The 26,783-nt window shown below is 56.0% G+C and carries 22 protein-coding genes; 11 read left to right on the plus strand and 11 right to left on the minus strand.

What is annotated here, in order from left to right; all coding sequences use genetic code 11:
- Position 1 precedes the first annotated feature (1 nt).
- The 3 genes from VNX88_08010 (at position 2) to VNX88_08020 (ending at position 2,301) form a co-directional block, all read left to right on the plus strand.
- Positions 2-832 (plus strand): DUF692 family protein, encoded by an 831-nt coding sequence (locus VNX88_08010; GenBank protein ID HWY68595.1) that lies wholly within the window; start codon positions 2-4, stop codon positions 830-832.
- Between the two features lie 4 nt (positions 833-836).
- Positions 837-1,604 (plus strand): hypothetical protein, encoded by a 768-nt coding sequence (locus VNX88_08015; GenBank protein ID HWY68596.1) that lies wholly within the window; start codon positions 837-839, stop codon positions 1,602-1,604.
- A gap of 94 nt (positions 1,605-1,698) precedes the next feature.
- Complete coding sequence (locus VNX88_08020; protein HWY68597.1) at positions 1,699-2,301, plus strand: superoxide dismutase; 603 nt, start codon at positions 1,699-1,701, stop codon at positions 2,299-2,301.
- 374 nt (positions 2,302-2,675) lie between these two features.
- Here the strand turns inward: VNX88_08020 and VNX88_08025 are convergent, their stop codons facing one another.
- The gene (locus tag VNX88_08025; protein ID HWY68598.1) at positions 2,676-4,061 is read right to left on the minus strand and encodes a CCA tRNA nucleotidyltransferase; all 1,386 of its coding nucleotides are present in this window, start codon (positions 4,059-4,061) and stop codon (positions 2,676-2,678) included.
- A 55-nt stretch (positions 4,062-4,116) separates the two neighbouring features.
- On the opposite strand from VNX88_08025, the gene tsaD reads away from it, so the two are divergent.
- Complete coding sequence (tsaD, locus tag VNX88_08030; GenBank protein ID HWY68599.1) at positions 4,117-5,253, plus strand: tRNA (adenosine(37)-N6)-threonylcarbamoyltransferase complex transferase subunit TsaD; 1,137 nt, start codon at positions 4,117-4,119, stop codon at positions 5,251-5,253.
- A 58-nt stretch (positions 5,254-5,311) separates the two neighbouring features.
- Positions 5,312-6,463: a hypothetical protein gene (locus VNX88_08035; protein ID HWY68600.1), complete on the plus strand. Its 1,152-nt coding sequence runs from the start codon at positions 5,312-5,314 to the stop codon at positions 6,461-6,463.
- A gap of 63 nt (positions 6,464-6,526) precedes the next feature.
- On the opposite strand, the gene VNX88_08040 is transcribed toward VNX88_08035, so the two are convergent.
- Entirely contained in the window at positions 6,527-7,411 is an 885-nt protein-coding gene (locus VNX88_08040) for a hypothetical protein (protein HWY68601.1), read from the minus strand.
- 88 nt (positions 7,412-7,499) lie between these two features.
- A complete protein-coding gene (locus VNX88_08045) occupies positions 7,500-7,646 on the minus strand; it encodes a hypothetical protein (GenBank protein HWY68602.1) in 147 nt (48 codons plus the stop codon).
- 381 nt (positions 7,647-8,027) lie between these two features.
- Here VNX88_08045 and gyrB point away from each other — a divergent pair, with 381 nt between their 5' ends.
- Both gyrB and cysS read left to right on the plus strand, forming a co-directional pair.
- Positions 8,028-10,655, plus strand: coding sequence for a DNA topoisomerase (ATP-hydrolyzing) subunit B (gene gyrB, locus VNX88_08050; protein HWY68603.1), 2,628 nt, complete (start codon positions 8,028-8,030; stop codon positions 10,653-10,655).
- 132 nt (positions 10,656-10,787) lie between these two features.
- Positions 10,788-12,257: a cysteine--tRNA ligase gene (gene cysS / locus VNX88_08055; protein HWY68604.1), complete on the plus strand. Its 1,470-nt coding sequence runs from the start codon at positions 10,788-10,790 to the stop codon at positions 12,255-12,257.
- A 30-nt stretch (positions 12,258-12,287) separates the two neighbouring features.
- On the opposite strand, the gene VNX88_08060 is transcribed toward cysS, so the two are convergent.
- The 4 genes from VNX88_08060 to VNX88_08075 form a co-directional block, all read right to left on the minus strand.
- The gene (locus VNX88_08060; GenBank protein HWY68605.1) at positions 12,288-13,919 is read right to left on the minus strand and encodes an adenylate/guanylate cyclase domain-containing protein; all 1,632 of its coding nucleotides are present in this window, start codon (positions 13,917-13,919) and stop codon (positions 12,288-12,290) included.
- A gap of 25 nt (positions 13,920-13,944) precedes the next feature.
- Positions 13,945-15,900 (minus strand): serine/threonine-protein kinase, encoded by a 1,956-nt coding sequence (locus VNX88_08065; protein ID HWY68606.1) that lies wholly within the window; start codon positions 15,898-15,900, stop codon positions 13,945-13,947.
- 1,001 nt (positions 15,901-16,901) lie between these two features.
- A complete protein-coding gene (locus VNX88_08070; protein HWY68607.1) occupies positions 16,902-17,486 on the minus strand; it encodes a hypothetical protein in 585 nt (194 codons plus the stop codon).
- Positions 17,487-17,857: 371 nt separating this feature from the next.
- Positions 17,858-18,322 carry a hypothetical protein gene (locus VNX88_08075; GenBank protein ID HWY68608.1) on the minus strand — a complete coding sequence of 155 codons (465 nt, stop codon included), beginning with the start codon at positions 18,320-18,322 and terminating at the stop codon, positions 17,858-17,860.
- Positions 18,323-18,489: 167 nt separating this feature from the next.
- Between VNX88_08075 and VNX88_08080 the strand changes: the two genes are divergently transcribed.
- Positions 18,490-18,651, plus strand: coding sequence for a DUF1287 domain-containing protein (locus tag VNX88_08080; GenBank protein HWY68609.1), 162 nt, complete (start codon positions 18,490-18,492; stop codon positions 18,649-18,651).
- Positions 18,652-18,961: 310 nt separating this feature from the next.
- On the plus strand, positions 18,962-19,429 hold the full coding sequence (locus tag VNX88_08085; protein ID HWY68610.1) for a PilZ domain-containing protein: 468 nt from the start codon (positions 18,962-18,964) through the stop codon (positions 19,427-19,429).
- Between the two features lie 73 nt (positions 19,430-19,502).
- Here the strand turns inward: VNX88_08085 and VNX88_08090 are convergent, their stop codons facing one another.
- From VNX88_08090 to VNX88_08100, 3 genes are all read right to left on the minus strand, one after another.
- Positions 19,503-20,921, minus strand: coding sequence for a sulfatase-like hydrolase/transferase (locus VNX88_08090; protein HWY68611.1), 1,419 nt, complete (start codon positions 20,919-20,921; stop codon positions 19,503-19,505).
- 113 nt (positions 20,922-21,034) lie between these two features.
- Positions 21,035-22,177, minus strand: coding sequence for an energy transducer TonB (locus VNX88_08095; protein ID HWY68612.1), 1,143 nt, complete (start codon positions 22,175-22,177; stop codon positions 21,035-21,037).
- Positions 22,178-22,290: 113 nt separating this feature from the next.
- Positions 22,291-23,163, minus strand: a complete 873-nt coding sequence (locus VNX88_08100) for a LysR substrate-binding domain-containing protein (GenBank protein HWY68613.1) — start codon at positions 23,161-23,163, stop codon at positions 22,291-22,293.
- Between the two features lie 99 nt (positions 23,164-23,262).
- Between VNX88_08100 and VNX88_08105 the strand changes: the two genes are divergently transcribed.
- Positions 23,263-24,159 carry a SemiSWEET family transporter gene (locus tag VNX88_08105; protein HWY68614.1) on the plus strand — a complete coding sequence of 299 codons (897 nt, stop codon included), beginning with the start codon at positions 23,263-23,265 and terminating at the stop codon, positions 24,157-24,159.
- Between the two features lie 8 nt (positions 24,160-24,167).
- Here the strand turns inward: VNX88_08105 and VNX88_08110 are convergent, their stop codons facing one another.
- On the minus strand, positions 24,168-24,767 hold the full coding sequence (locus VNX88_08110) for a TetR/AcrR family transcriptional regulator (GenBank protein ID HWY68615.1): 600 nt from the start codon (positions 24,765-24,767) through the stop codon (positions 24,168-24,170).
- A gap of 121 nt (positions 24,768-24,888) precedes the next feature.
- Here VNX88_08110 and VNX88_08115 point away from each other — a divergent pair, with 121 nt between their 5' ends.
- Positions 24,889-26,502, plus strand: a complete 1,614-nt coding sequence (locus VNX88_08115; protein ID HWY68616.1) for a DHA2 family efflux MFS transporter permease subunit — start codon at positions 24,889-24,891, stop codon at positions 26,500-26,502.
- Positions 26,503-26,783 lie beyond the last annotated feature (281 nt).

A 26,783-nucleotide genomic window follows, 5' to 3' on the forward strand; every position in this document is an offset into this window, starting at 1 on the left:
CATGCCTTCCATTCCTCAAGACCGGCTCTCCATCGGCACTTTCTACAATCCACATCTTGCGCAATTCACGCTCGATCATGCTGAGCTGATCGATCATCTATCGATGGCCGATCCGCCCGCGGCGGACGACGAATTCTTCACGCAAATCCAGCAGGAATTTCCGCTGCTGCTGCACGACTATCTCGGACAGCTTTCCGATCCGCTCAGCGAGTTCGCCCTCACGCGTGCGAGAGAACTCCAGCAGCGCTACCAAGGCCCCTGGATCGCAGAACACTTTCAATGCCTCCACACCCAGGACCGGGCGCGATCGCTCGATTACGTCTTTCCTCCGCTATATACAGAGGAATTTCTAAAGCGCTTTTGCGAAAACGCTGTCATTCTGCGCGACGCAGTCGGTGCGCCATTAGTGATGGAAAATATTCCAGGTTTCTTTTCGGTCCGGCGCGCGCAAATGAATGAAGCAGAGTTTCTGCGACGTTTCTTCGAACAAACAGGATGCGGATTTCTAATAGACCTGCCGCACACCTGGCTTGCCGCTCACTATCGTGGCATCGATCCCCGACGGTATCTCGAAGATTTTCCTCTAGACCGTGTGGTTGAAATCCACGTCGCTGGCGTCGAGTACGACCGTGACTTGCAGGGTCCGTGGATTGCGCCGACTCCGCCGACCAATGAGATCCTCGACCTTGCCTGCTGGGTAGCGGAACGTGCACCAGACTTGCGGGCTGTCACTGTCGACGTCTTCTCCCCAACGGTAACTGCTGCTCAACTTGAGGACGGCATGAGTCGCACGCGAGCTGCCTTCGCCACGAGAAGTGCCGCAGCGAGCTAATCAAATGCCACCCACCGGACGCGGACCAAGCCAACGCTCGGATAGAAATCTTCACGATCAGCTAATCCGTTATCTGACCGATGCCAGCTTGCGATCTGCGAACAAATATCCCGATTTCCTGGACGAGAACGAAGCCGAGCGCGCGGAGCGTTTCTCCCAGTTTCTCGCGCGGCGCTATTACCGCGATCGACTCCATCGAGGATTTCGCCACTCAGCGCGCCTGCTTGGGTCGGAAGGCGCAGCAGCAAGCCTCGTAGACACTCCGGCTTTTGACGTGATCTTGGAGAGCTTTGTTCTAGGATCGCTCGCGACAGCCAGAACAGTTGGTGATCTGGTGCTCTCGGCACTAAGAGGAAAACGATCAGAGGAGTGGCGGACCGAGCTGTTGCAATACGAGTTTGCATTTTTTATACAGCTTGCTACTTCTGAACCGACTCCACCGAGGAGTTTTCCGCAGCGTGGCGTCTCCGCTCTGGTTCGGGAGTTCCAGTTCTCAGTTCCCGAGATCCTCGAAAAAATAAAGAACGGACATGGTCCAGAAGATGCCCGATGTGTCTCAACGACGCTGCTGTTTTCGAGAACTCAGCACGGCAGAATCTATGTCGTACAACTCGATGCAACCGCATGCAGAGTGATGCATGCAGTGAACGGATCTCGAGAGCCTGCGGAGATCGCGGAGACTGCTGGTGTCTCAGAAGAGGAAACAAACCGAGTCCTTAACGATCTGATCGGCATCGGTGCGGTGTTGCCTCCCGTCCGCGAGGCTGCTTGAAGCGCTTGCAAGCCGCACGACAACTCTACGATTGATTTATCATCGCCGGTTGGCCTTCGCGGGCTGAACTTGCAAGATAAAAAAGGAGAAAGCCGTGGCGCACTCACTTCCGCCGCTTCCGTACGACTATTCCGCGCTGGAGCCTACCATCGACGCGCAAACCATGACGTTGCATCATGACAAGCATCATGCTGCTTATGTAAACAATCTGAACGCAGCGCTCGAGAAGCATCCGCAGCTTGGCAGTAAGAGCGTTGAGGACCTACTACGCGACATAAACAGCGTTCCCGAAGATATTCGTGCCGCTGTTCGCAACAACGGCGGCGGTCACATGAATCACACGATGTTCTGGCAGATCATGAAGCCGAAGGGGGGAGGCCCTCCAACCGGGCGCGTTGCCGACGAGATCAAGAAAGCATTTGGTAGCTTTGAAGAGTTTCAGAAGCAATTCAATGACGCAGGCGTAAAACGCTTTGGCAGCGGATGGGCGTGGCTGATACGCAGCAAGGCCGGAAAGCTGGAAATCATTTCGACTGCGAATCAGGACAATCCCATTATGGATGGACATCACGCCATTATGGGAAACGACGTGTGGGAGCACGCCTATTATCTGAAGTATCAGAACCGGCGGCCCGATTATCTGGCGGCTTGGTGGAATGTCGTCAATTGGGATGAGGTCAATAAGCGATTCAAGTAGCGGGCTCGGGAAAAAACAAAGGCCGCCATCTTTGTGGCGGCCTTTTCCCTATGCCCCTGTCTTATCTTCTGAAGTCGGTTCTAGGCTGGCTCAATGCAATCAACTCACCTACCAACGCGTGGCTCCAGGCCACAAGCCAGTCGTGAAGCTCGCGGATTCGATTCACAATCTGCATGATTCACGCCTCGAAGCGAACGATTCTTGTGACGAGAGTTGCCGGTTCGTTCATTGAGTGGGATGAAAGTTGGCACCAGCGGGTTACCGGGAAATCGCGTGCTCCTGCGTTGAAATCTGAGCTGCTGCGATCTTTTAACACGGTTGAAACCTGAACTTCAGGAATCCTTCGCCAATCGCCACCTTCACGGAACGGTCTTTCAAGTTTGTTTGGCGAAGTTGGTTTCGACGAATGAAATTGCTTCTTCGTGTGTGTGCAGCACTCCTTCCAGTTGGGCATCCTCGACAGCCTGAAGCACGGTGCGAAACTGCGGTCCCGGCTTCCAGCCACGTGCGATTAAATCCTTGCCTGTAATGAGCGGTGACGGACGAATCTCCTCCTCTGGTGTGTTCTCCAGCTTCTCACGCACAAATTCATACAATGCAAGATCCCTGTGGCTCGCCGAACAGTCGAGCCGATGCAGCTCGAGGTGCTCCTGGAAGGCCGGCAACCGCATGAAGCGCTTGAGCGTAGACTCCTTCATCTTCTTCACATCGCCGAAGCGCATGTGGTTCGCAACTAAAGCGCTGACTTGTTCTGTCGTATCGTTTGGGAAGCGCAAGCGTCTGCAAATCTCCTCGGCCATACGCGTTCCGACCTCCGCATGCTGATCGAAGCGAATGCGATCGGGAGCAACACGAAACGTTGGCGGCTTGCCGACGTCATGCAGCAACACTCCCCAGGCCAGTGACTTAGAGCAACCCTTTTCCAACCCACCTAGAAGCAGCAAGGTGTGAATCCACACATCGCCCTCGGGATGATATTGAGGCGGTTGCTCCACTCCTTTCAGCGCGCTCACTTCAGGCAATACCTCAACGAGTTGGCCCGTGGCATCCAGCAGCTCGAAGCATTGCCGGGCGTGGCCTTCAGTAAGCATCTTGTCCAGTTCGTCGCGAATGCGCTCGCGGCTTACCTGATGAATCTCGCGTGCCCGTTCGCGAATCGCAGTCATCGTGGTTGGCTCGATCTCGTATCCCAGACGGGCGGCGAAGCGCACGGCGCGCATCATGCGCAACTTGTCTTCGCGGAAGCGTTGCCTGGGATCGCCAATCGTGCGGATGATCTTTCGTTCCAGATCGGAACGACCGCCTGCGTAGTCAAGAACCCGACTGCTCAGCGGATCCAGCAGAAGACCGTTGATGGTGAAGTCGCGCCGCTGCACGTCTTCCTCTGCGATCTCGGAGTATCGGACAGCATCAGGATGGCGGCCATCGCTGTATCCAACATCGCTGCGGTAAGTCGCGACCTCCACGTGGATCGGCTTAGTCTCGTTATCCTCATCTAGACCCTCGACCACGATGACGACTCCGAACTGCGCTCCGACTGCGATCGTGTTGGGAAAAAGCGACATCACTTGCTCAGGATGAGCGCTGGTTGCAATGTCGTAGTCCTGCGGCAAGGTCCCAAGTAGCAGATCGCGCACGCATCCGCCTACGAAATAGGCCGTGTAGCCGCGCTCCCGTAGCTGCTGGAGAACCTTGAGTGCGGTGGCTTGCGCCATTTCCGCCCGATTTTGTATTGCGCCGGATTGTTTGTTTGCGCTCAATGAATCAGCGACTCCGCTGCCGGACAACTCCTGCCCTTATCATAGGGAATCGACAATGCTAATCCTCGGGATCGAGAGTTCGTGTGACGAAACTGCTGCCGCCGTAGTGCGCGACGGGGAGCAATTGCTGTCAAACGTTGTTTCCTCGCAGATCACAACGCATCTCCCATACGGAGGAGTGGTCCCGGAACTCGCCTCCCGCGAGCACTTGCGCGCAATTGTCCCAGTTGTACGTGAGGCGGCAACTCGCGCCGCAGTCAGTCTGGAGCAGGTGGATGCCTTCGCGGTCACACAGGGTCCGGGACTCGCTGGGTCACTCCTCGTGGGCATCACGTATGCAAAGGCGCTTTCGTTTGCTCTTTCGAAGCCGCTGATAGCAGTAAATCACCTCGAAGGACACATTCATGCCGTTCTCCTCGAACATCGACAGTCCTCGAACGCAGATATAGCTCTGCCCGCGTTGGCGCTCGTGGTTTCGGGAGGACACACGCATCTGTACATGGTGAGTCGTTCCGAACCGACACAATGGAGTTATCTGAATGTCGGGCACACGCTCGACGACGCAGCCGGGGAGGCGTTCGACAAGGCTGCAAAACTCCTGGCACTCAGTTATCCCGGCGGTCCCATCATCGAAGCGTTAGCGAAGCATGGAAATCCGCATGCGATTGCAATGCCGCGCTCGCAAATCAAAGCCCACGAAAAACGCAGGTCGCGGGGCGAGAATGCGCAGAAGCGGTATGACTTCTCGTTCAGCGGCATTAAGACGGCCGTGCTCCGTTTTGTAGAGACTCATCAAATGAAGAATTCAATCGAACGGCGTCGTCGCGCAGTCGCAGATTTTCCCGATCCCAGGCCTGAAGATTTTCTCCCGCATCTCGATCCGCTGACGCTGGATCTGATTGCGTCTTTTCAGGAAGCCGTCGTTAAAGACTTGGTGGGCAAGAGTTTGCGTGCGGCTGAGGAGCTCGAAGTTGAAACTCTGATCGTTAGTGGTGGCGTTGCCTCCAACGAGCGCCTCCGCTCAGAATTCGTGAAGCAGGCTGGGTCCGAGGGTATCAAGGTCTTCTTTCCCTCGCGAGGGCTCTCAACCGACAACGCGGCGATGATCGCTGCTGCGGCATATCCGAAACTACTGGCCCGTGACTTTGCCACGGAGCACTTCTCCGCTGAAGCCTCTCTTGCACTCGGATGAGTGAGACCGGAAATGCAACCGTCCTTCCCTCCTACCGCGTGATAGATTAAAAAATTCGATGACCATCCGCAGGCCGCGGTTTGAGGTTCACAAAGCGCAGAAGGTCGCCGCGGTCTTCCTGATCTTGTTTGTCGTCCAGTGTCTCTGGCTGGTTTCGCATCTTCCGCTTAGCATGGCTGAAACTCGCAGCGCCTTAGCCGGCAGATCGTTGTGGTCCTTGCGACAACTCGCAAATGGAAGTTCCCCACTGATTCCAGGCGACAGCATTCTCGAGTTGAGATGTGCGGGATTGCTTCCATCGATCGCGCGGAGCTGGGCCACCGATGGCAGGACCTTTAGCATCTATGCTCCGCCCAACCGATGGCTCGTGCGGCTGCCATTCGTTTTGTTTGGCGCGTGGCTCGGTGCTGCGCTATGGTGGGTAGCGCGGCGGATCTTTGGGAATGAGGGCGGATATGTAGCCCTCGGCCTTTATTGCTTCAGTCCAGCTATGCTGCTGGCAAGTGCGACCGTCGGGTCGGGAATCCTGGCAGCATGGGGGCTCTTCGGATTGATCTATACCGCCATCGGTGTGGCCCACACGCTATACGCACCGCCGAAAAAATGGCGTCCCAGAATAGTTCTACTTGGCCTTGCCATTGGCCTAACGGCAGCCGCAAGTGTGCCTGCCGCTGTTGTGGGCTTGGCATTTGCGACAGCGTTTATGCTCTACCTCGCACCGGGGCGCCGTGCGGTATCAATCGCTATTCTGGCGCTCAGCACCGTGATTGGAGTAGGTGTCTTGCTGTTGTGCTTCGGCTTCAACGCCCGCGACCTTTCGGCAGCGGCTCTTCTCCCGAATGCGGAATACTTTCGGGTTACTTCGTTGAGGTTGATGTCCCTCATTGCTGTGCCCGGAGGCTTACTCGAGATTCTGGCTTTCGTAAGCTGCCTGTTTGTATTCGCGTTCTGGAAGCGATCGCGCTATTTTGGGAACTCATCCGCGTTAATTCCTGCTCTGCTTCTGCCATGGTGGCCCGGGAGATTTTTCCCCAGCGCTTCAATTATCTGGACTCTGCCATATGCTCTCGTCTTCATTGGCGGGATCTACGCCGATTTGCTTGAACTGTACTTCTTCGGTGGAGATTTTCGCCGGCATGTGGCCGCAACCGCTGTTGTTCTGATTGGCGCGAGTGCCGTGTTCAGCCTAATGCTGGTCGCAGGCGCATAGCCTGAAGCTGAAAGGGCCGTCCATACCGGACGGCCCTTTCAATAACAGCTAACTGCGGACGGGTCACACAACCCGCTGCTGGCGGCGCTCTACGAGCATCTCCTTCTGCATCACCTGCTCCACCATGCGCTCAACGCTCGGCATGAACGGCTCCGCAGGTAGATTCACCGCAACGCGACCTCCGCTGTGACCGAGCACTAGAGCAACTTCGTTCCAGCGCAGCAATGGCGAAGTAACCGGAATGTGGATGGACTCTCGCGCCGGCTCTGGCTGTACCAGGTAAACCACCCAAATCAAGATCGACATGTAGTAAACCATCGGGAGAAGCTGAGCGAGCATCGGCATCTTGCTGATGTGTGAGTTCGCGAGAGCGCTGAATACCATTAGCTGAAAGAAGGCATCGATGCCAAATCCGAGCGCAAATCCGAAGACTCGGTTTCTCTTCGAAACTCCTAAATGCTGCGACCCCATAAAGAGGAACAGCAGCAGAGCGCACTCCATCAGACGCACAATGCGTTCAAAGCTATTAATGCCGACAATGAGCCAGTTGAACCGGATCGGCTGTGAGACTGGAGTCGTCACAAACACTAGGAAGCCGATCAGCACAATGCTGGCGGCTGCCCACTTAAACGCCACCTTGGCCAAGTCCTGCAGGCCGGCAAAAGGCTTAAAGGCGGCGCAGAAGATCTCATAAAGAACGGCGATCTTGAACATGTCCGCCATCGCAGTCCCCACCCAGTAGCTCGCGAAATACGTCCACGGCCCTTGAGAGGAGTGGCGATAGACAAGAAACAACACGCCAGTCTTGATGGTCTGAAAAATCAGGAAGGAAGCAAAGAACTTGAATTGGGACAGCAGCTTACGCCGATACAGCAAGTAGACACAAAACAGCTGTAGGAACGAACCAGTGGTCCAAACCAACACTTCCGAAACCGGCAGGGCGGGCATATGTCACCTATCCGGTGGGAGAATAGCTTCTCCACCGCCCTGCTTCAAGAGAAATCTTGCTCTAAAGTAACCAGTACTAACCAGTTACCTAGTTAAGAGCACAGACTCCCGGAGGGCAGATCGGTACCGGCTCGAGGCCGCTGCCCATCTGTTGCTTCGTGTTCGAGGTGGATGCAGCAGCCACAGCAGCGGCCATAACGATGGTGGCGAACAGCAGACGGAGCGACTTCTTCATGGGAATCTCCCTAAGTGATATCAGTAATCCGCATTACCAACGTAATCCGGTAACTGGTTACTTTCGTTTGGGACAATACCAATGGGTGCCGAATTTGAAAACACTTATTTCTGTGGAAGTCTGTGGAAAAGTAGGGCTAAATTCCGAGATTCTTCACACGAAACGGAGATGATTTCAGCCGTTCAGCCTCGAATTTACGGCATTCGTCAGGTGCTCATGTGTGATAAAATGGGCAAGTCAAAAAGGCTATAAATCCCTGAATAATCAAGTATTTTCCGACTCAAGCGTGCGCGTCTTCGGCGGCTCTTGGGCGAGTTTTATCGCGCTGCTCCCGCATGCGTGATTTGTAGGGCTTAAACAAGCTAAGTGGGGTCCCCCAAATTGAAAGAAGCAGCTACCAGGACGCAAGCAGAAGTGGACGAAAAGCAGATTCCAACCAAGGAAGCGAAGCAAAAGAAGGCTAATGGCGGCACGAACGGCGACTATACCGCCGATTCCATTAAGGCTCTCGAAGGTTTAGAGGCTGTCCGGCTTCGCCCTGCAATGTACATCGGATCCACGGGAGAGATGGGACTTCACCATCTCGTGTACGAAGTCGTCGACAACTCTGTTGACGAGGCTCTGGCTGGCTACGCCGATCGCATCGACGTCACGATTCACATCGATAACTCCATTACTGTCGTGGACAACGGACGCGGCATCCCCGTGGATGACATGGAATATCACGGAGAAAAGCTCCCCGCAGCTCAGGTCGTGCTTACCGTCTTGCACGCCGGCGGAAAATTCGATTCGTCCACGTACAAGGTTTCCGGTGGTCTTCACGGCGTGGGCGTCAGTGTGGTTAATGGCCTCTCGCATCAACTGGATCTCGAGATCTGGCGCGATGGTTTCGTTTGGGAACAGGCGTACACCAAGGGAGTGCCCTCAACCAAGTTCAAGAAGACGGGCACCACGAAGAAGCGCGGCACGAAAGTGCACTTCCTGCCGGACACAGACATCTTCGCGACCATTGAGTACAACTACGACACGCTGGCGCAGCGGCTGCGCGAACTCGCGTTCCTCAACAAGGGCCTGACGATCACTCTGACCGACGAGCGCGCCACTGATACCAAGACGGGCGAAGCCAAGCACGCTGAATTCAAGTACACAGGCGGCATCGCTGAGTTCGTGAAGCACCTGAATCGCGGAAAGCAGGTGCTCCACGATAAGCCGATCTACATGGAAGCTGAGCGCGACGGCGTGGGCATGGAGATCGCTCTGCAGTACAACGACGGCTACTCCGAATCGGTGTTCTCGTTTGCGAACAACATCAACACAGTCGATGGTGGTACTCACCTCTCAGGTTTTCGGACGTCGCTGACGCGCACAATTAACTATGCGGGTCAGCAACTCGGACTCTTCAAAGATTTGAAAGAGAATCTTTCAGGCGATGATGTCCGCGAAGGGCTCGTTGCCGTAGTCAGCGTGAAACTCTCGCAGCCGCAGTTCGAAGGACAAACCAAGGGCAAACTGAACTCAGACATCGCAGGTATTGTGCAGGCATTCGTCAATGAACGCCTTGGCGCATTCCTGGAACAGAACCCGACGATCGCGCGTCGCATCATCAACAAGGCAATTGAGGCGGCACGTGCGCGCGAGGCGGCGCGTAAAGCGCGCGATCTAACACGGCGCAAGGGCGCGCTCGATGGCGGAGGTCTGCCCGGCAAGCTCGCCGATTGTTCCGAGCGCAACGCCGATCGCTGCGAGATCTATCTCGTCGAAGGTGAATCAGCAGGCGGCACCGCAAAGCAAGGGCGTGACCGTCGCTTCCAGGCCATTCTGCCCCTGAAGGGCAAGATCCTGAACGTCGAGAAGGCGCGTTACGACAAAATGCTCGGACACGAGGAAATCCGCGCCATGATCACAGCGCTTGGCTGTGGCATCGGCAAGGAGGATTTCGATCCGGCAAAGCTTCGCTACGCCAAAGTCATCCTGATGACCGACGCCGATGTTGACGGTTCGCACATCCGCACGCTGCTGCTCACGTTCTTCTTCCGCCACATGACCGAGCTGATCAAGCGCGGGCACGTGTACATCGCGCAGCCTCCGCTCTATCGCATCAAGAAAGGCAAGTTCGAGCAATACATCAAAGACGATCGCGAGTTCGTGAAGGTAATGGTCCGGCGCGCGGCAGACGGCATGAGCATTCGTTATGGTGAAGGCGCCGCCAAGCTTGAAGGGCCGGAGCTTACAAAGTTCATGACCAAACTGAACGAGTATCTCGGGTTCTTCGACAAGGTGAACAAGCATCTTCGCGAGGAGCGCATCACCGAGCTGCTGCCGAAGATCGACTTCACTTCCCGGGCGGACTTCGAGGGCTCCGACAAGAGCGTTCCCTCGAAAGTGAAGGAACTCGAAAAACGAATCAAGTCGCTGCTGAAAGACTTGGGGTTAAAGTCCGTCGAGACGCGTCACGAAGAAGAACACAACACGTGGCTCGTGAGCTTCGTCGATTCCAACGGCGCCGAGCGAGTCATTAATTGGGAGCTCATCACCTCACCCGAGTACAGACAGATGATCTCCAAGTACAAGCAGATCGCGACCTACATGGATCCGCCGTTCATCATCGAGCACGCACCGCGGACGGAGAAAATTAAAACAGGTGGCGAGGCAGAAGCCGAGACTCCGATCCTCGAAACAGAAGCAGCCCGCCAGGACAAGGGGACGACAAAGCGCAAGTCAGCCGTTGAGCCCGTTGAAAAGCAGTCTCCGCGCGAGTTGTTCGACTACGTCTTAAGCCAGGGCAAGAAAGACTACGACGTCCAGCGTTACAAGGGACTGGGAGAGATGACCTCGACCCAACTTTGGGAAACAACCATGAATCCCGACGTCCGCAGCCTGATGCAAGTCAAGCTCGAGGACATTGCCGAAACCGAAACGATCTTCACAACGTTAATGGGCGAGGATGTAGAGGCGCGCCGCAAGTTCATCGAAGAAAACGCGCTGGATGTGAAGAACCTGGACATCTGAGCCGTGCTTCGTGGTAGAGACGCAGCATGCTGCGTCTCTACGATGCTTCCAACATGATCGAACTGCCGGATTGACCTGCCCTCGCAACCATCCCTAGAATCGAAGATTCTGTCTAGCCCTCCACCTCCAAGCATGGCGCTCGAAGTCTTCAACACACTTTCAGGCCGCGTCGAAGAGCTGAAAACGCTCGAAGACAGGCGCATCCGCATGTACTCCTGCGGGCCCACTGTTTACGACTACGGCCACATTGGTAATTTTCGAACGTTCGTCTTTGTCGATCTCTTCCGCCGTTTTCTGCGCCGGAGTGGCTATCAGCTCGACCACGTAATGAACATCACCGACGTGGATGACAAGATCATTCGCAACTCTTCGGCCAAAGGACTAGGGGTGCGCGAGTATGCCGCCAAGTACGAGCAGGCATTCTTCGAGGACATGGACATCCTCTCGCTGGAGAAGCCCGAGCAAATCGCCCGCGCTACCGAACATATTCCCGAAATGGCTTCGCTGATAGCACGTCTTCAGAAGAAGGACTTCGCATACAAAACCGAGGACGGATCTTATTACTTCCGCATCGCGAAATTTCCTCAGTACGGCAAGCTCTCCAAAAAGGACATGACTGCGATCTCAGATGGCGCACGCGTCGATGTCGACGAATACGAAAAAGACAACGTGCGTGACTTTGCTCTCTGGAAGTCACCGAAGCCGGGAGAAGCGAAGTGGGAGACTGAGATCGGCCCAGGCCGCCCTGGCTGGCACATCGAATGCTCGGCCATGGCAATGGAGTATCTAGGCGAGACGCTGGATATCCATCTCGGCGGCGAAGACTTGATCTTTCCGCATCACGAAAACGAAATTGCGCAATCGGAGGCAGCGACCGGAAAAACCTTCGCGCGATATTGGATGCATGTGCGCTTTCTGCTCGTCGAGGGACAAAAGATGTCGAAGAGCCTTGGCAACTTCTACACTCCTCGCGATCTCATTCTCAAAGGACACAAGCCCTCCTCGATTCGCTATCTGCTGTCATCCGTTCCTTATCAAAAGCAACTCAACTTCACGTTTGAGGGACTCAAGCAAGCTGCGAATTCTGTGGAACGGCTGCGTAATTTCAAGGCACGGCTCGATACAGGACGATTCCCGGCTGGTTCCAATTCGGAAATGGGCACTCTGGCGAAAGTTACGCGGGAGAAGATCCGTACTTCGCTGGAGGATGATATGAACACGGCACAGGCTCTGGCGGCGATCTTCGACATGGTTCGCGAGGCCAATGCTGCCGGAGACAATGGCAAACTTCTTCGCGACGACGTTCCAGCACTCCAGGAAGCGTTGGCCGACTTCGACGAAATCTTCGCGGTGTTAAAGGATGACGACGCGGAGAAAATCAAACAAGTCCTACAGTGGGCTCGGACTGAAGGAAAGCTCGCCGATGCCTCGATTGTCGAGCCGACTCTGAGCGACGCGGCTGTAGAAGCTCTGGTCGAGCAGCGCCAGCAAGCACGAAAGTCGCGCGACTTCGCTAAAGCCGACGCAGTGCGCAAGCAACTCGCCGATGCCGGGATCGTCCTCGAGGATACAAAAGACGGGTTACGCTGGAAGCGCAAATAACGGTCTTAAGGCGGCACCGCAACTGCGTGTCTAGTTAGGCTGTCTAGCAGCCAATTCGTTTTCCCAATCCACACGAAAGACTGGGATCGGTTCCGACTTGCCTTTAACCGTGAGAGGGCTGAGGGTGGTGAGAACGAATTTACCCTCGGTCAGATCTGCCGCAGTGGCCTGCGAGATGATGATCTTTCCCGCTGGGGCATTCGACATCAAGCGCGAAGCTGTGTTGACCGTGTCGCCGATCACTGTGTAGTCAATCCGCCGCGGCGATCCGATATTGCCTGCGGTGACGATTCCGCTATTGATTCCGATTCCTACTCCGAATTCCGGCCATTGCCGTTCTGCGGCGTCGCGATTCAATTCAATCACCAGGCGCTGAATCGCCTGCGCGGCCCGCACGGCGTTCTCTGCATCGTTGCCTTTGCTTAGCGGCGCACCGAACAGTGCCATGACTCCGTCGCCAAGATACTTATCGAGCGTTCCTCCGTGATCGAAGATGATGTCGGTGACATGGGTGAAATAGTTATTCAGGATTTCAACAACCTTCTCCGGCTCCATCTTTTCGCTGAGCGTGGTGAAGCCTCGGATATCAGCGAACATAATGCTTACTTTCTGATTGATCCCGCCGAGGCGTACTCCTTCGGGATTCTTCGATACCATCTCCACCACTTCGGGCGACAGAAAACGTTCCAGAGCAGCGCGCTGTGTTACCTGTTTTGCAATCTGCTCGTGGGCGTAGAGAGTGTCAATGGCGGCACCGGCCTGGGCTGCCACCAGAGCAAAGACATTCCATTCGTCCTGTGTGAAGGCTTGCGGCTTCTCCAGGTTGTCGACGTACAAAATGCCGAACAGCCTTCCACTTCCCAGCAGAGGCGCGCACATGGCTGAGCGAAGGCCGGCGATGCGCATGCTTTCACTGCCGCGGAAGCGCTCGTCGGTAGCAACATCGGTGACCAAAATGGGCTTCTGCTCGGTGCGAATGCGATCCAGGATTGCTCGGCTGAGGATGATATGGGGCTGGCTGGCAGTTCCATTCTGTGGGCGGCGATAGCGCACTTCTGTCTGTCGCGTAACCTCGCCGCTCTCGTTGAAGAGCATCATGAATCCGCGTTCGACTCCCTGAATGCGGAAAGCAAGATTCATGACCTGCTCGGAAATTCCGTCGAGAGAAAGCTTGGAGCTGAGTGCTATTCCCGCGTCGTACAGCATGGTTAGGAGATGGTTTTCGCGCTCCAGACGCTTGATCTGGTCGGTGAGCTCCGCGGGTATCTGGCCGGAAAATTGTGCTGCGAGACCTTCACGACGACTACCGCCGCGCAGAACATCATTCAGCGTGGGCGGGATATCGGCGCTCTTTATGAGAATTCCCGAGTCGCGAACTTCTTCAAAGCGCAGCTCGTACGAGCCCAGGTGTGCAACGTCGTTGTGACGCAGCTGGCGCTCACCGGCGATCCGCTCGCCATCGATGACTACTCCATTGGTGCTGTTGCGATCGGCAATGAAGGTCTGGCCATCCTGACATTTGATGACCGCATGAAAGCGGCTCACGCTGTTATCAGGCAGTACCAGATCGTTGGCTGCGCCTCGGCCGATGCTGACAAGTGGCTTGGTCAATTCGAGCATGCCGCGCTTGCCGTCAGGCGCCGAGATGATGATGCGGCTCATGAATTATCGCGGATCCAGCCTAAACCTATTGCGGATCCAGCTTGGCTTCCACCTTAGAGATTCTACCGACGTCCACATGCACGGTTTGCTGAACCGGCTTATAACCGGACTGACGCAGCTCAATACGATAATTCCCCGGCGGGAAGGGAGCGTGCGCCGGAGTCGCGACTGCCACTGGCTTACCGTTTACGACTATTTTCGCTCCGGGGGGAGTGGTAACGAAATCTATCATGCCTTTTCCTGCAGGGATACCCCCACCAAATAACTTTCTGAAGCGCGAAGTTACGGCATTCGAGTTACCCGCTTCCCGTGCGTCGACGCGGTTCAGTACAGGCGAAAACGGTAAGACCTGACCCTTGTTGATGGTCGCGTTTACCTGCGCATTACGATAACCATCGAGGTGCACCTCGATCCGGTGCTGCCCCTCTGCTACCGGAACGCGTGCGGGAGTGACTTTGCCTGTCGGATGCCCATCGATTTCGATGGCCGCACCAGCCGGCTCGCTCATCACTGCGACCGCCGTAACTTCAGGGGACAAACTGATGTGGTAAGCCGAGCTGCTGGGATTGACTTCTATTTTGCGTGTCTCTTCTGCATAGCCCGCCTTGCTGAAAACGACGTTGTGCGCTCCAAGCTTCAGGTCCGACGCCGTAAAGGGAGTCATCCATGCCGAACTGGTGACGCCGTCGATCTGCACAGCAGCACCCTCAGGCTTCGAGGTAAAACGCATCTCAACGCGGCCTAGGGCAGAGGATGGTTTCTCGCTGGCGTGGCCGGCCGGCCTCCCGCGTGTACCATCGGCCCTCTTAGCGTCTGCCGCCACCTGCTGCGACTTCTTCCAAGGATTCGCGATAAGGAGGGCGGCTCCTGCCACCACGACGCTTAAAGAGACGACGACAACCGCAGCAGCCTTTGCCCTTTTTCTGTGCAACTCGGTTGCGGGTGTTTGCTCGGCAAGTCTCGTCGAGTCGTGGGGCAATTGAGTCAATGGCCCAGACGAAGTTGAAACTCGGGCCTCCTGGACAGCCGCCACCGCGTGCGAACCAGATGAACGAGCCATTACTAATCCACTTGCCGACACCAGGCTCGACAAGCCATTCGACTGCGTGGCTTTGATGCGAACATCTTCCGGCAAAACCGAAGTGATCTCGTCCTCAGAGCCGACTGAGCGGTAATTTTCGAGATCGCGTGCGAGTTCGGCGCCTGTCTGATAGCGCTCTGCAGGATTTTTTGAGAGGCATTTCCCGATTACTGCGCTCAGACCCGGATGGACTGTTACCTCCAGGTCGCTGGGAGGAATCGGGTTCTCGTTAACGATCTTGTAAATGATGGTGGTTACATTTTGTCCCGTGAACGGGCGCTCTCCGGTCGCCATTTCGTAGAGCAAGACCCCGAAACTGAACAAATCAGCCCGCCCGTCGAGTTCCAGCCCTTTTACCTGCTCAGGTGACATGTAGTTCGGCGTGCCCAGGACCTGGCCGCTATGCGTCATGCTGCCTGCTGCCTTGGAGATGCCGAAATCCATGATCTTGGCTACGTTCTGACGAGTGATCATGATGTTGGCCGGCTTGATGTCGCGGTGAATCACCCTCATTTCGTGCGCGTAATCAAGCCCGGCAACCACTTGCTTGGCAATCTCCACGATCTGGTCGGCCGAAATAACTCGCTTCTCGACCATTAAGGATTGCAAAGTCTGGCCCTCGAGGTACTCCATGGCAATGTAGAAAAGGCCATCGACTTCGTCGGCGTCGTAGACGGTAACGATGTTGGGGTGATTCATCGCGCCCGCCGCTTTGGCTTCGTAGCGGAAGCGGCGCAGCAATTCGTCGTGGTCCATGCCATGGACGTCGAGCCGCATGGTCTTGAGGGCTACGGTTCTCCCAATGTTGGGATCTACCGCCCGATAAACAAGCCCCATTGCGCCGCGGCCAAGCTCGCCTACGATCTCGTAACGTCCAACCTTTTCCACCGTGGGCACCATGCTACCTATGACAGACGAAGTACCGTTCGTGCAATTATTTCCAAGCCTCGTCTTATGTGTGAATTGGCGGGTTCTGGCCGGTTTTTCGGCCGAGAAGGGGGGTCCCGAGCCGGAACTTACAGCAACTTACCTTAAAGGTCAACAAATTGGGCACCCCGGCAGGTTACTACTGAGGCAGTGTTTATAGGGCTGACCAAAACGATTCACATACCTGCAACATTGTGAGAAATGTAGCGAAAGGAACGGCGAATTCTTTTCAATTTGAACGCAGCCAAGACAGAGCGATCCATCTGCCCAGCCCTGCAAATTCAAAGACGCCCAGCCATACGCACCGATACGCAGGCATATGCCAGGGCATACGCATAGAAAACCCAGAGGGTACCAATGGGTATACGCATCCCGAACGCCGGGGTATCGGCTGCGTAGGTGCCGCGCGTGATGAACTAACCGAACGCTGACGGCTGCTGCGGATTGGCCCATTTTCTACCCGATCCCAGGATCTAAAGGACTTAGCTATCGAGATCCCACGGGATCCCACCAAACCCATGGGATCACGCTGGGATATCCCAGAACAGTTGATGGGATCGCGGTGGGATATCCCACAAATTTCGCTGGGATCATTCTGGGATCGCGGTGGGATACTTATTGGCGGGCGGCGCCTGTTGCGCTGCCGCATCGATCGCTCTTCGAGAGAGTCGCCTTTCACGGTACCCAGCTGTCCCTGTCCCGGCCGGCAGACAGCCGGCTTCCTGTTTCCCAAATTGGAACCTATCGTCGACATAGCTACTGCTGTGGTACCACGAAATGCGGCAGGAATGGAAGTGGCAAAGCTGCCACAGAATGATCAGAAACCGTCGGTCGTCCCGATTGCAGCCAGGCTCTTCCGCAGCCGAAAGAGCCGGTGAACTCGGCTTCCCATAGTCGCCCAAAAACCTGAGCTAGTGGTCTCCGCAAAAATGCCCCGCCGCAGCGGGGCACTTCGTACGCCTCTGTTTAGTTTCTTAACGGCGATAGGATCCGCCGCCGTTGTATCCCTGCTGATAGCCTTGCTGGTACGCCACGCGGTAGGCATCCTTGTACTGCTGACGGCCACCGTACGCCTGGTTGTAGTTGTGGTCGGCGTTCTTATAGGCCTGTTGCTGCGTCGGACGGAAACTGTGTCCGGTTTGGCGATCCTGCCTGCCGTCGTTCACGCCGTCCGCATAGCCAACCTGCTGGGCACCATTGTTGCCCCGGTTATAGCCACTATTGCCGTATCCGCCGTTACCGTATCCGTACCCGGCTCTATCCCTATCGCGGCCCCATCGTCCGTTGCTGTTCACGCCGTAACCGCGGTTGTATCCGGTCTGATAGGCTGGGTCGTTGCTGTACCGTCCTCTGTACTGCTGTGAGCGGTTGTCGGACCGGTCGCGCTGACCATCCCGCATGCCCTCTTGGTACGCGCGGTTGTTCGACCAGTCTTGATTCCCATTCTGACCATACCGATCATGCCCGTCACGATCCTGCGCGGTTGCATTTACCACGCCGATCGAGCCTCCTAAAGCAAGAGCAAGAGTCCATACGATATGCTTCTTCAATGATTTCATTGTCTTCTCCCTCATAAAGACGTCAGTGCGTCGCACCTGTACCAACTCGGGAACATGCAGAACCAACTCTCCCGCCTGGCTTTTCTGACAGTCTTGATTACTTAGAACCCGGAATCTGGCGTGAAGACGCCTAGATATGCACGGTATTTGAGAGCTGCTGAAGATGCAGCACTCCTCTGGGTTGGCTGACGAACTGCGGATTCCCGACACTGGAGCAGCTCGATGCTCACCGTCGAGACGGGCCTGGTCAGCTTTCACAGACGCCACTACTTCGCAGCCGATGTCTCGCTTCGCAAAAATAGACATGCCCTCCCGTTTCGGAACTGCGCGGGAGGGCATCACTGTTTAGCGCCAATGGGGAATGTCTTACGCTAAGACTTGTCGTAAACCGCAGTGCTTTTGGATTTCTTGCCCTTGGCATCGGTTCGCGTAGTGGTTACTGTGCGGGACTTGCCGTCGGCTGCGACGGCGATGCGTCCGCTAGTCATAACCTTTCCGTCCTTCTTGACGGTCATCGCCATCGTGTGGTCGTTGACCTTCTCATACGAACGCGTGTCCTGACTTGGATCGCCGGTAACTGGATAATCCTTGCCGTCGAACTTGCCGGTCCATTCGTTGTGTATGGACTTACCGTCGGCGTCGGTTCCGTCAACCGTGACCTTCACGTTGTCGCCATCAGCGGCATAAACAACCGTGTTGTTTTTTGGACTTCCGGCGGCGATCTTTGACTTTGCCTCGTTCAACTTCCAGGTCCCCATCTGCGGATCGTCGGCAGCGAAGCACCTAGTGCCCACGAAGCAGAGCGCAAGCGTCACTAGCATTGTCCTTGCTTTCATTGGTTCCCTCCTGATTGTTAAGCAGATTTTCGTGTCTGATGTTGTGCGGCATTCTAGTGCTGGTCGGTGCAATCGGCAAACCGGGCTCCGCCTCATCCTCTTCCACAGCGAAGCTGATCACGTGTCATGATTGCAACTCCGATTGCGGATCTGCTTTCTTGAAGTGATTGCGAAGAGACAGATCGAATGGCTTTGACTATGTGGTCGATCAACGACCGCGCGCGAGCGATCGCTACATGATTGTCCACAACATCGGCGAAGCCCCAAAAATGGAAGATGTCCTGTTCAACTGGAAGATCACCGGCCACTACCGCTACTACGGGCCATGATGGCGCAGCAGCGGCAGTGACGGCCTCGCCGTGGGCTGCGGGCAGGCACCGCGAATGCAGTCCAGGTCGCGTTGCTTCATCGACTGCCCTCGCTTTGCAACGGACAATGTCAGGTAGAGTCAGCCGCGATGTTCGGCTGGCAAAAAAGACCCGGCTGCCGCCCGAGGAGTGCAAAAATTGCTCACCCTTTGCACCCCCGTTTCACATTAGCTCCAACCTATTCAAGAACTTAGGACTGGCTACTCATCTGCACCGTATTAGGGCACCCCCCAGGACTCAAACTCACACAGTGCCAGACGTAAGAGGACCAATGTCGCAGCTTAGTACACAGGTTAGGCCAATCGGCTTGGGCGCTGCACCAGAACGACGCAGACAGCCTCGGGTGCAACTTTCGCTGCTTGCTCGCGTCTCCCGCTCGACTTCTGAAAGTGACTCCCGGTTGGCGTACATGCGAGATGCCAACATTCGCGGCGCATTTTTTTATTGCGATCTGCAAGTCGCTGTTGGGGAGACGCTACACGTGCGTTTGGCGCCCACTCATGCGGCGGCACTCGATGTGAACTGCGAGGCGACCGTGGTGCGAGTCGAGAAAGCAGATATCACCGATTTGGTGGGGGTGGCCGTCGAATTTCACCGCTTCGAAGTTGAGAATCCTGCGCGTGTGTCCGAGGATGCAACGAACTCGTTGATCAACTGGACGGCGGAGAAGTTTGATCGGCTGTTTGCGCGCAGGCTGGAGCTGGAAAAGTGCGCGTTCCGCATTCAGGGCGCTGCCTAGCGCCTTAGAAAGTGCTCGAGTGCGAGTACCCGATCAGAACTGAATCACTCCGCGCTGTCTTAGAAGCGGCGATTCAGTCCTCCGGTCTGCTCCCCTGATTCCCAAAATGGTCAGCGAGGGCCTTTCCATCGAAGCTTGCGGAAATTGCTTTCGGATCTTCCGCCAGCATGGTGGCATTCCACGCATCGTACTGAGCGACCAATCTCTGATAGAGATCTGGTTGGCGATCCTTCAGGTTCGCGCGTTCGAGCGGATCGTCGACAACATTGAAGAGAAAAGTGTTACCGGCGATTTTCAGCCACTTCATATCGCCCTCGCGAATGGCACGCTGCTGATTGGCCCTGTAACGCCAGAAGAGAGTACGGGGAACGGGAGTGGCATCTGTGGTCAGCGTTGGGAGCAGGCTCATGCCGTCGGTCGGATATTTTGGATCGGGCTCACTTCCAGCGGCGGCCAGCAGCGTGGGCAACCAGTCCATACCGATTGCTACCTGCTGAGATGTCTTGCCGGCGGGGACGCGATCTGGCCAGCGAACGATCGCTGGAATTCTCAATCCACCTTCGAGCAGTTCGGTCTTCTTGCCTGTGAATGGCCAGGTCTCAGCGAAGCGCTCACCACCGTTGTCGCTGGTGAAAATCACAATCGTGTTCGAAGCAATTTTTATGGCGCCGAGTGCGTCCATCACACGTCCGATTTGCAGATCCATCTGCCGGACCATTCCGGCATAGGTTTTTTGCGAACCACCATCGAGGTGATACAGCGACTTGATTCGTCGCGCTTCAACTTCATCACCTGGCGCCTCCCAGGGCCAGTGCGGAGCATTGAAGTGCAAACTTAGGAAGAGTGGGGCAGGCTGTTGTACGTAGGTCTTGATAAGCTCTATAGCTTTGTCGCCCAATAGGTCCGTCAAATACCCAACTTGATGGATCTTGGCGTCGTCATCCCAGAGATCTTCGTCGGCAGCATTTCCCGTCCCATCTTTGTGGGTGAAATAATCGAGCGCGCCGCCGCGAAATCCCCAAAAGTGATCGTAGCCGCTTCTTAGCGGGCTGTAGTCGGGAAGCCATCCGAGGTGCCACTTTCCCACCAGCGCAGTGTTATATCCCGCTTTTTTCAAAAGAGACGGCAATGTCGGATGCTCAGGCGGCAATCCTACTTTTTGCGCGGCGCTGCCGAGCGGCTCCTGAAGTCCAACCGCCAAGCGGTATTGATAGCGACCGGTGATGATCGCGGTGCGGCTCGCCGTACATACGGGCGAGTTGGCATACGCCTGCAAAAACCTCATTCCCTCTTTTGCGAGACGATCCAGATTTGGAGTTTCGAAGTCGGGCCTGCCGTAACAGGAAAGGTCGGCGTAACCGAGATCGTCGGCAACGATGAAAACAATGTTCGGCTTTCGTCTGGCGGCTTGATCCGACCGTGTCCCGGAAAGCAAAGCCGCCGGGGCAACTGCCGCAGCCGCGAGAAACTGTCGTCGCGAGATTGGGCTCATCGATTACTCCACTGAGAGCAGAAGATATTCGGAATTGGCGAGGAAACTAATCGCTATTGAGGGTGGTGTCAATCGGTAGTGCTTGAGGGTCAGGAAATCGGGTTTGCACAGCCTCAGCGGTCGGCTCCGCTGTTTCTGGTCAGTACCTGACTCTCCTCCGCGGGCAGGAAGCGGACGGTGATTGCGTCGGGTCCTAATACCGTAAATATCATGTGGGTCTCGACCTCCACCGGCTGCCCGTTCAGCAAATACGGCTGGTAACGCCATTGCTTGACGGTCTGTGAAATCGCACTCGCCAAACTCAGAGTCTGTCCGGGAACCTGCACATCATCAACTGTGCCATTCATGCTGACTAGCGCCTTCACCAGGATGTCTTTCTTCTGGTCAGTGGAGATTCCTGAACTGGGAAGAGAAGGGTAGATGACACGGCGCGGAGCGAGAAAAACGCGGAGGCGGGAGCTCTGGGGGCCAGGTTTGGCATCTGACACCGCTCCATCCGCCCTCACGGGCTGGGGAGTAGGAGTGATAGCTTCAAGTTTCTTTGAAACCGTGGAGGCCGCTTGTGGAGAGACTTGCAGCGCTGCGAGAGTGACTGGTTTCTTAGGAAGAGTCTCTGGTGTAAGTATTGGTGTAGTCACCACAATCGGCTGACTTCCTGTCACGGTACTAGCCTGCTCCGGCGCGACGGGCTGCGTCGAAGGCGCGCTGATGGAAGGAGACTGTTTGCCGTGATTGATCCACAGGCGCTGCGCTACCGCGCCGCTAATTATGACGAGGGACACTAAGGCCAGAGTCAGCACCAGGGAATATCTGGCGTGGCTTCGGGTTCGCCGGCTGGCGGAGATGGCGATGGTTTCGGCGGCGTGTCGAGCGATGGCACGCGGAAGCTTCGCTATCGAACTCACCCTTCTTGGCGACATATGCGAGACGCCCACCGCAGGCTGCGTCTCTACCGTTTGTTGGTATGGGACGATCACCGGGCTGGGCGGCTTGCGCGCGTGCAAGGCAGGGAACTCCGCTCTTCCAATCACTACTGCTGGATCAATTCCTTTACCTTCGTCGGTGCGCGCTGTATCCGACAGCCTCTCCAGGATCCGGCGCTGCCGTTGGTTCAGTATGCGCACGGAAAGACGGCGAAAGTTGCGGAAGGTCCAAAGCAGGTAGGCGCGCTGCAAGAATGACGGATCCGCATAGCGGCAGTCGTCGCCGGCGGCGATCTCAACGACACCACGGCGCAGCTTCGCCAACACTCTCACGGGAACGACCTTGCTGGGGAGGGAGGGCTAGAATTCTAGCAAAAATGCTGGTTCCTAGTGATTTCTTGAGATTGCTGCAACTTCACCCAGCGGCTACCGCCGCCCGTACTGACTCAGGTGCTCTCGAGACATATCTGAACAAAGTTCCTTACCAGAGCGGATTCGTGCAGTCTGTGCCAAGCGACGCCTACGTCCCATTCAGCTTCGCGGCTGCGAATTTCGCCGAACCTCACGCCGGTCACGTGCATTTCCTTTGCTGAGCGCGGCACTAGAGAGACGCCCATTCCGGCTCGCACCAGGTTGAGGAGTGTGAACGTATCGCGCGCTTCCTGCACGATGCGCGGGCTGAAGCCTGCGCTTCCGCATAGCCGAATGCAGTGATCGTAGTAGGTGGTCGATACTTCACGGCCGATCATGATGAAGGGCTGGTGGCGAATCCTCTCCAGCGTAAGCATGCCGCGGAAACTGCTGGAGACGGCGATCGTCAATTGCTCCTTGAGAACCTTCTTCACCACCAGCTGAGGGTGACGAATGGGGAGGCGAAGAAATCCCACGTCTACTTCGCCCGCGAGCAGCGCATCGATTTGTCCAGGCGTGGACATGTCGCCTATCTGGATCTCGACTCGCGGATGCGCTTCGCGAAATTTCCTCAGAGCAGGCGGCACGAGGCTATGAACGGTCGCGATGCCAACCGCGATCCGGAGCTTTCCCGCCTCACCACGAACTGCGGCCCGGGCGGCTTCAAATAGCGAGTCCAGGTCGCGGAGAACACGGCGACCTTCGCCGTAGAGCAGCGATCCGGCGGGGGTGAGACGAACGTCGCGGCGATTGCGCACGAGCAGAGGACCACCGACTTTCTCTTCCAAACCTTTGATCTGCTTGCTCAGCGCCGGCTGCGAGATGTGCAGGAGATTCGCGGAGCGGCCAAAGTGCAACTGTTCAGCTAACACCAGAAAAGACCGGAGTTCTCGATCTTCGAGGCTCATAACCATTAGTTATCACAGGCGGCATGAAGTTTCATTGGAATAATCGTTCCAAAAGAGACTCTAATTGTTAGTTGAGATGTCTACTGAGGTGAGTCGAGCATGAGCGTTACGGGCGTCATTGGATTTATCGGCACAGTTGCAGCGTTGTGCACAACAGGAGCGTTCGTTCCACAAATCCTGAAGATCAGGAAGCAAGGCGGGAAGGACGTCTCAGTCTCGATGCTCGTCGTGTATCTGGTTGGCGTGCTGTTATGGCTGATCTACGGGCTGATGTTTCACGCCCGCGCTGTAATTTGGGCAAACGTAGTCGCGACGATTTTGGTAAGCATTGCGCTAGTTCTCAAACTTACGTGGAGAGAGAACGCGGCTAACCATCGTTGGAGCGGCCGTCGTTTGCGAATTGCCGTGGATATGGATGAGGTAATAGCCGACGCCCTGACACGACACCTCAGCCTCTATAACGGCGCGACAGGCGAGAACCTCACTCCCGAGTTGATTCGGGAGGTGGGACTGGAAGCGGCGGTACCGCCGAAACATCGCGCCGTTTTTGAGGGTCTACCGCACGAGGATGGATTTTTCGACAATCTCGAGGTCATCCCGAACAGCCAACGCTCTCTCCAGATGTTGTCGTCAGAGTTCGATATTTTTATTACTACCGCAGCTATGGAAGTGCCGCGATCTTTTGACGCGAAGTTCCGCTGGCTGCGCGAGCATTTTCCATTTATTCCCACGAGCAACATCGTGTTCTGCGGCGACAAGGAGATCATTGACGCCGATTACCTCATCGATGACCGCTCGCGTCATTTCGCCCGCTTCCGCGGAACCGGAATTCTTTTCACCGCTCCTCATAATGCCCGGGAAGGTGCCAGGCTTCGTGCCAACGATTGGGATGAGGTGTTGGGGATGTTGATGAAGAAGCCCGCAGCACTCGGCATTCAGCACTCGGCCCAAATCAACATCAATACCGAAGAACAGGAGCTGGCGGTCAGCAATTAGAAGCGGAGTCAACGCGATTTGCGGGCTCGCACTTCGGTTTCCAAGTAATCGTTGAGATGAGCTTGAACTTCGCCAAGCGCATGATGGTTGCGTTCGAGCCGGCTAATCATAAGCGCTCCCTCTAGTGAAGAGATGATGAGAGTCGCCACTTTCTTCGGCGACGTGCTTTTTCGAATCTCGCCCTTCTTAATGCCGGCCGCAGCGATCGTACTTAATCGGCTTTGCCATTGACGCAGGGCCTGGAGCGCGCGTTCCCGCATCAACGGACTGCCGTCGTCGGCTTCGACCGCGGTGTTCAGTAGTGGACACCCTCCGGGTACGGGGGAACGCCGCTCGACAAAGTTCGTTACGAACCGCTTCAGCCGCTCGACGCTGTTGGGAACCGAGTCCAGGTCATGCATCCGGGCATCAGTAGCAGCCTGCCAGGCATAATCGAAGGCCTCGGCAGCCACCTCGTCCTTGCTCGAGAAGTGGCGATAAATCCCACCCTTTTCCAGGCCGGTGGCCTCCATCAAATCGGCCATTGAGCTGCCGGCAAAACCCTGCTTGTTAAACAAAGCTGCCGCCTCCTTAACGATTCTTTGCCTGGTTTCGTCGCCCTTAGACATAACTGACCCTTTTCTTCAGATGCGAATTGGGACCGAATGGTCCCTTTTATTGTAGTCTATCAAAAATTCAATTGCGACCAACTGGTCGCATAGGGCATCCATCTCCGGGACGAGTAAGACCATGGCCGCTCCCGCAGCGCAAATCAGTTTCGAAACGATTCCGCCTCCGCAGCAACGCACCGTAAATCCCTGGATCATCGCGATTACCGTGACGTTGGCTACGTTCATGGAGTTGCTCGACACTGCGATCGCCAACGTGTCGTTGCCGCACATCGCCGGCGGACTTGCCACCAGCTATGACGAAAGCACGTGGGTCCTCACCAGCTATCTCGTATCCAATGCGGTTGTATTACCGCTTAGTGCCTGGTTGAGCCGCGTGTTTGGCCGCAAGAACTACTACATGGCTTGCGTGGCGATGTTTACGGTGAGTTCGCTGATGTGCGGCCTGGCGCCGAGTTTGGGATTGCTGATCTTCTTCAGAGTTCTGCAGGGAATCGGCGGCGGCGGGCTCGCGCCGGTTGAGCAGGCGATTCTCGTGGATACCTTCCCCGCTAGCAAGCGCGCCGCAGCGTTTGCCCTCTACAGCATGGCAATTGTCACTGCGCCGGCAATCGGTCCTCCCCTGGGAGGCTGGATCACCGACAGCTTTTCGTGGCGCTGGGTGTTCTTCATCAACGTTCCGATTGGAATCGTGTCGCTGCTTCTCAGCAGCCGCATCATTTCTGATCCACCGGAGTTCAAGCGGGAAGTCGAGGCCGCGCGAAAAGCCGGCAAGCTGAAAATCGATTACGTCGGGATTTCACTCATTGCCATCGGATTTGCGTTCCTCGAGGTGGTCCTCGATCGCGGCCAGAGAGAAGATTGGTTTGAAAGCCGTTTCATCGTGACATTCTTCACCATAGCGATTGCTGCGCTGGTCTTCGCCATCTTCTGGGAGTTGCGTCATCCAGATCCGGTCGTCGAAATCAGTTTGCTCAAAGAGCGCAATTTCGCGATCGCCAACATCTACTACTTTCTCTTTGGATTTGTCCTTTTCGGCTCGACCGTACTCATCCCGCAGATGCTGCAGTCTCTCTACGGATACACCGCCACCGATGCTGGATTGGTACTCGGGCCGGGAGCAATGGTGATCGTGATCATGGCTCCGGTAGTGGTTAAGCTCGTCGAGCGTATCCCTGTTTCCTGGCTGATCGGTTTGGGATTCACGATCCTCGGCGGCGCCATGTGGTACTACGCGAGCTTCAATCTCGCGACCGATTACGCGCATGAATCACTGGCTCGGATAGTCCAGGGATTCGGCATAGCGCTGCTATTTGTACCGACCAGCCAGTTGGCATATTCGTACTTGCCCAAGAGCAAGAACAATAAGGCGTCAAGTTTGACCAACCTGTTTCGCAATCAGGGCGGCAGCTTCGGCATTGCCTTTGTGACGACCATTCTGGAACGGCGGACTCAGTTTCATCGCACTGTCATCGCGTCGCACGTCACCAGTTCGGACCTCAGCCTGAAGGCCACTCTCAGCGGTCTTACGAGCCAGCTCATGCAGCACGGCCTCTCTGCCGCCGACGCCGCATCGCACGCTCTCGCTCAGGTGGAGGCGTTGATCCAACGTCAGGCTGCAATCTATGCGTTTCTTGATTGCTTCTGGCTGCTCGGCGTCGTCGCATTTTGCGGGCCTGTGCTGGCTCTCTTCATCCGCAAGTTTAGACAGGGTGGGGGTGGGGCGACCCATTAAGGCGGTAGCGGCGGCGGTAGCCGCTGGGTCAGTGCTCCTGTGTTTCATGGCATCACGCACTCATAGTGCGCGCCCAGCGGCTCCCGCCGCCGCTACCGCCCTCTCAGCCTGCCGCCTCATTCTTGACACCCCCACTTAACAATCCTTATTCTTAAGTTTTGCCCTGCTGGTCGTATTCTGTGCTGTGGGCTCCTGCGCGAGCCGGCAACCTGCGTGGAGTCGGAAGTCCGACGTTTCGGAACGCCTTCCACGAAGATCGAAAAGCCTAGGGTGAGCTGGCG

The sequence above is a fragment of the Terriglobales bacterium genome, assembly GCA_035567895.1.
GTDB lineage: Bacteria > Acidobacteriota > Terriglobia > Terriglobales > Acidobacteriaceae > Gp1-AA112.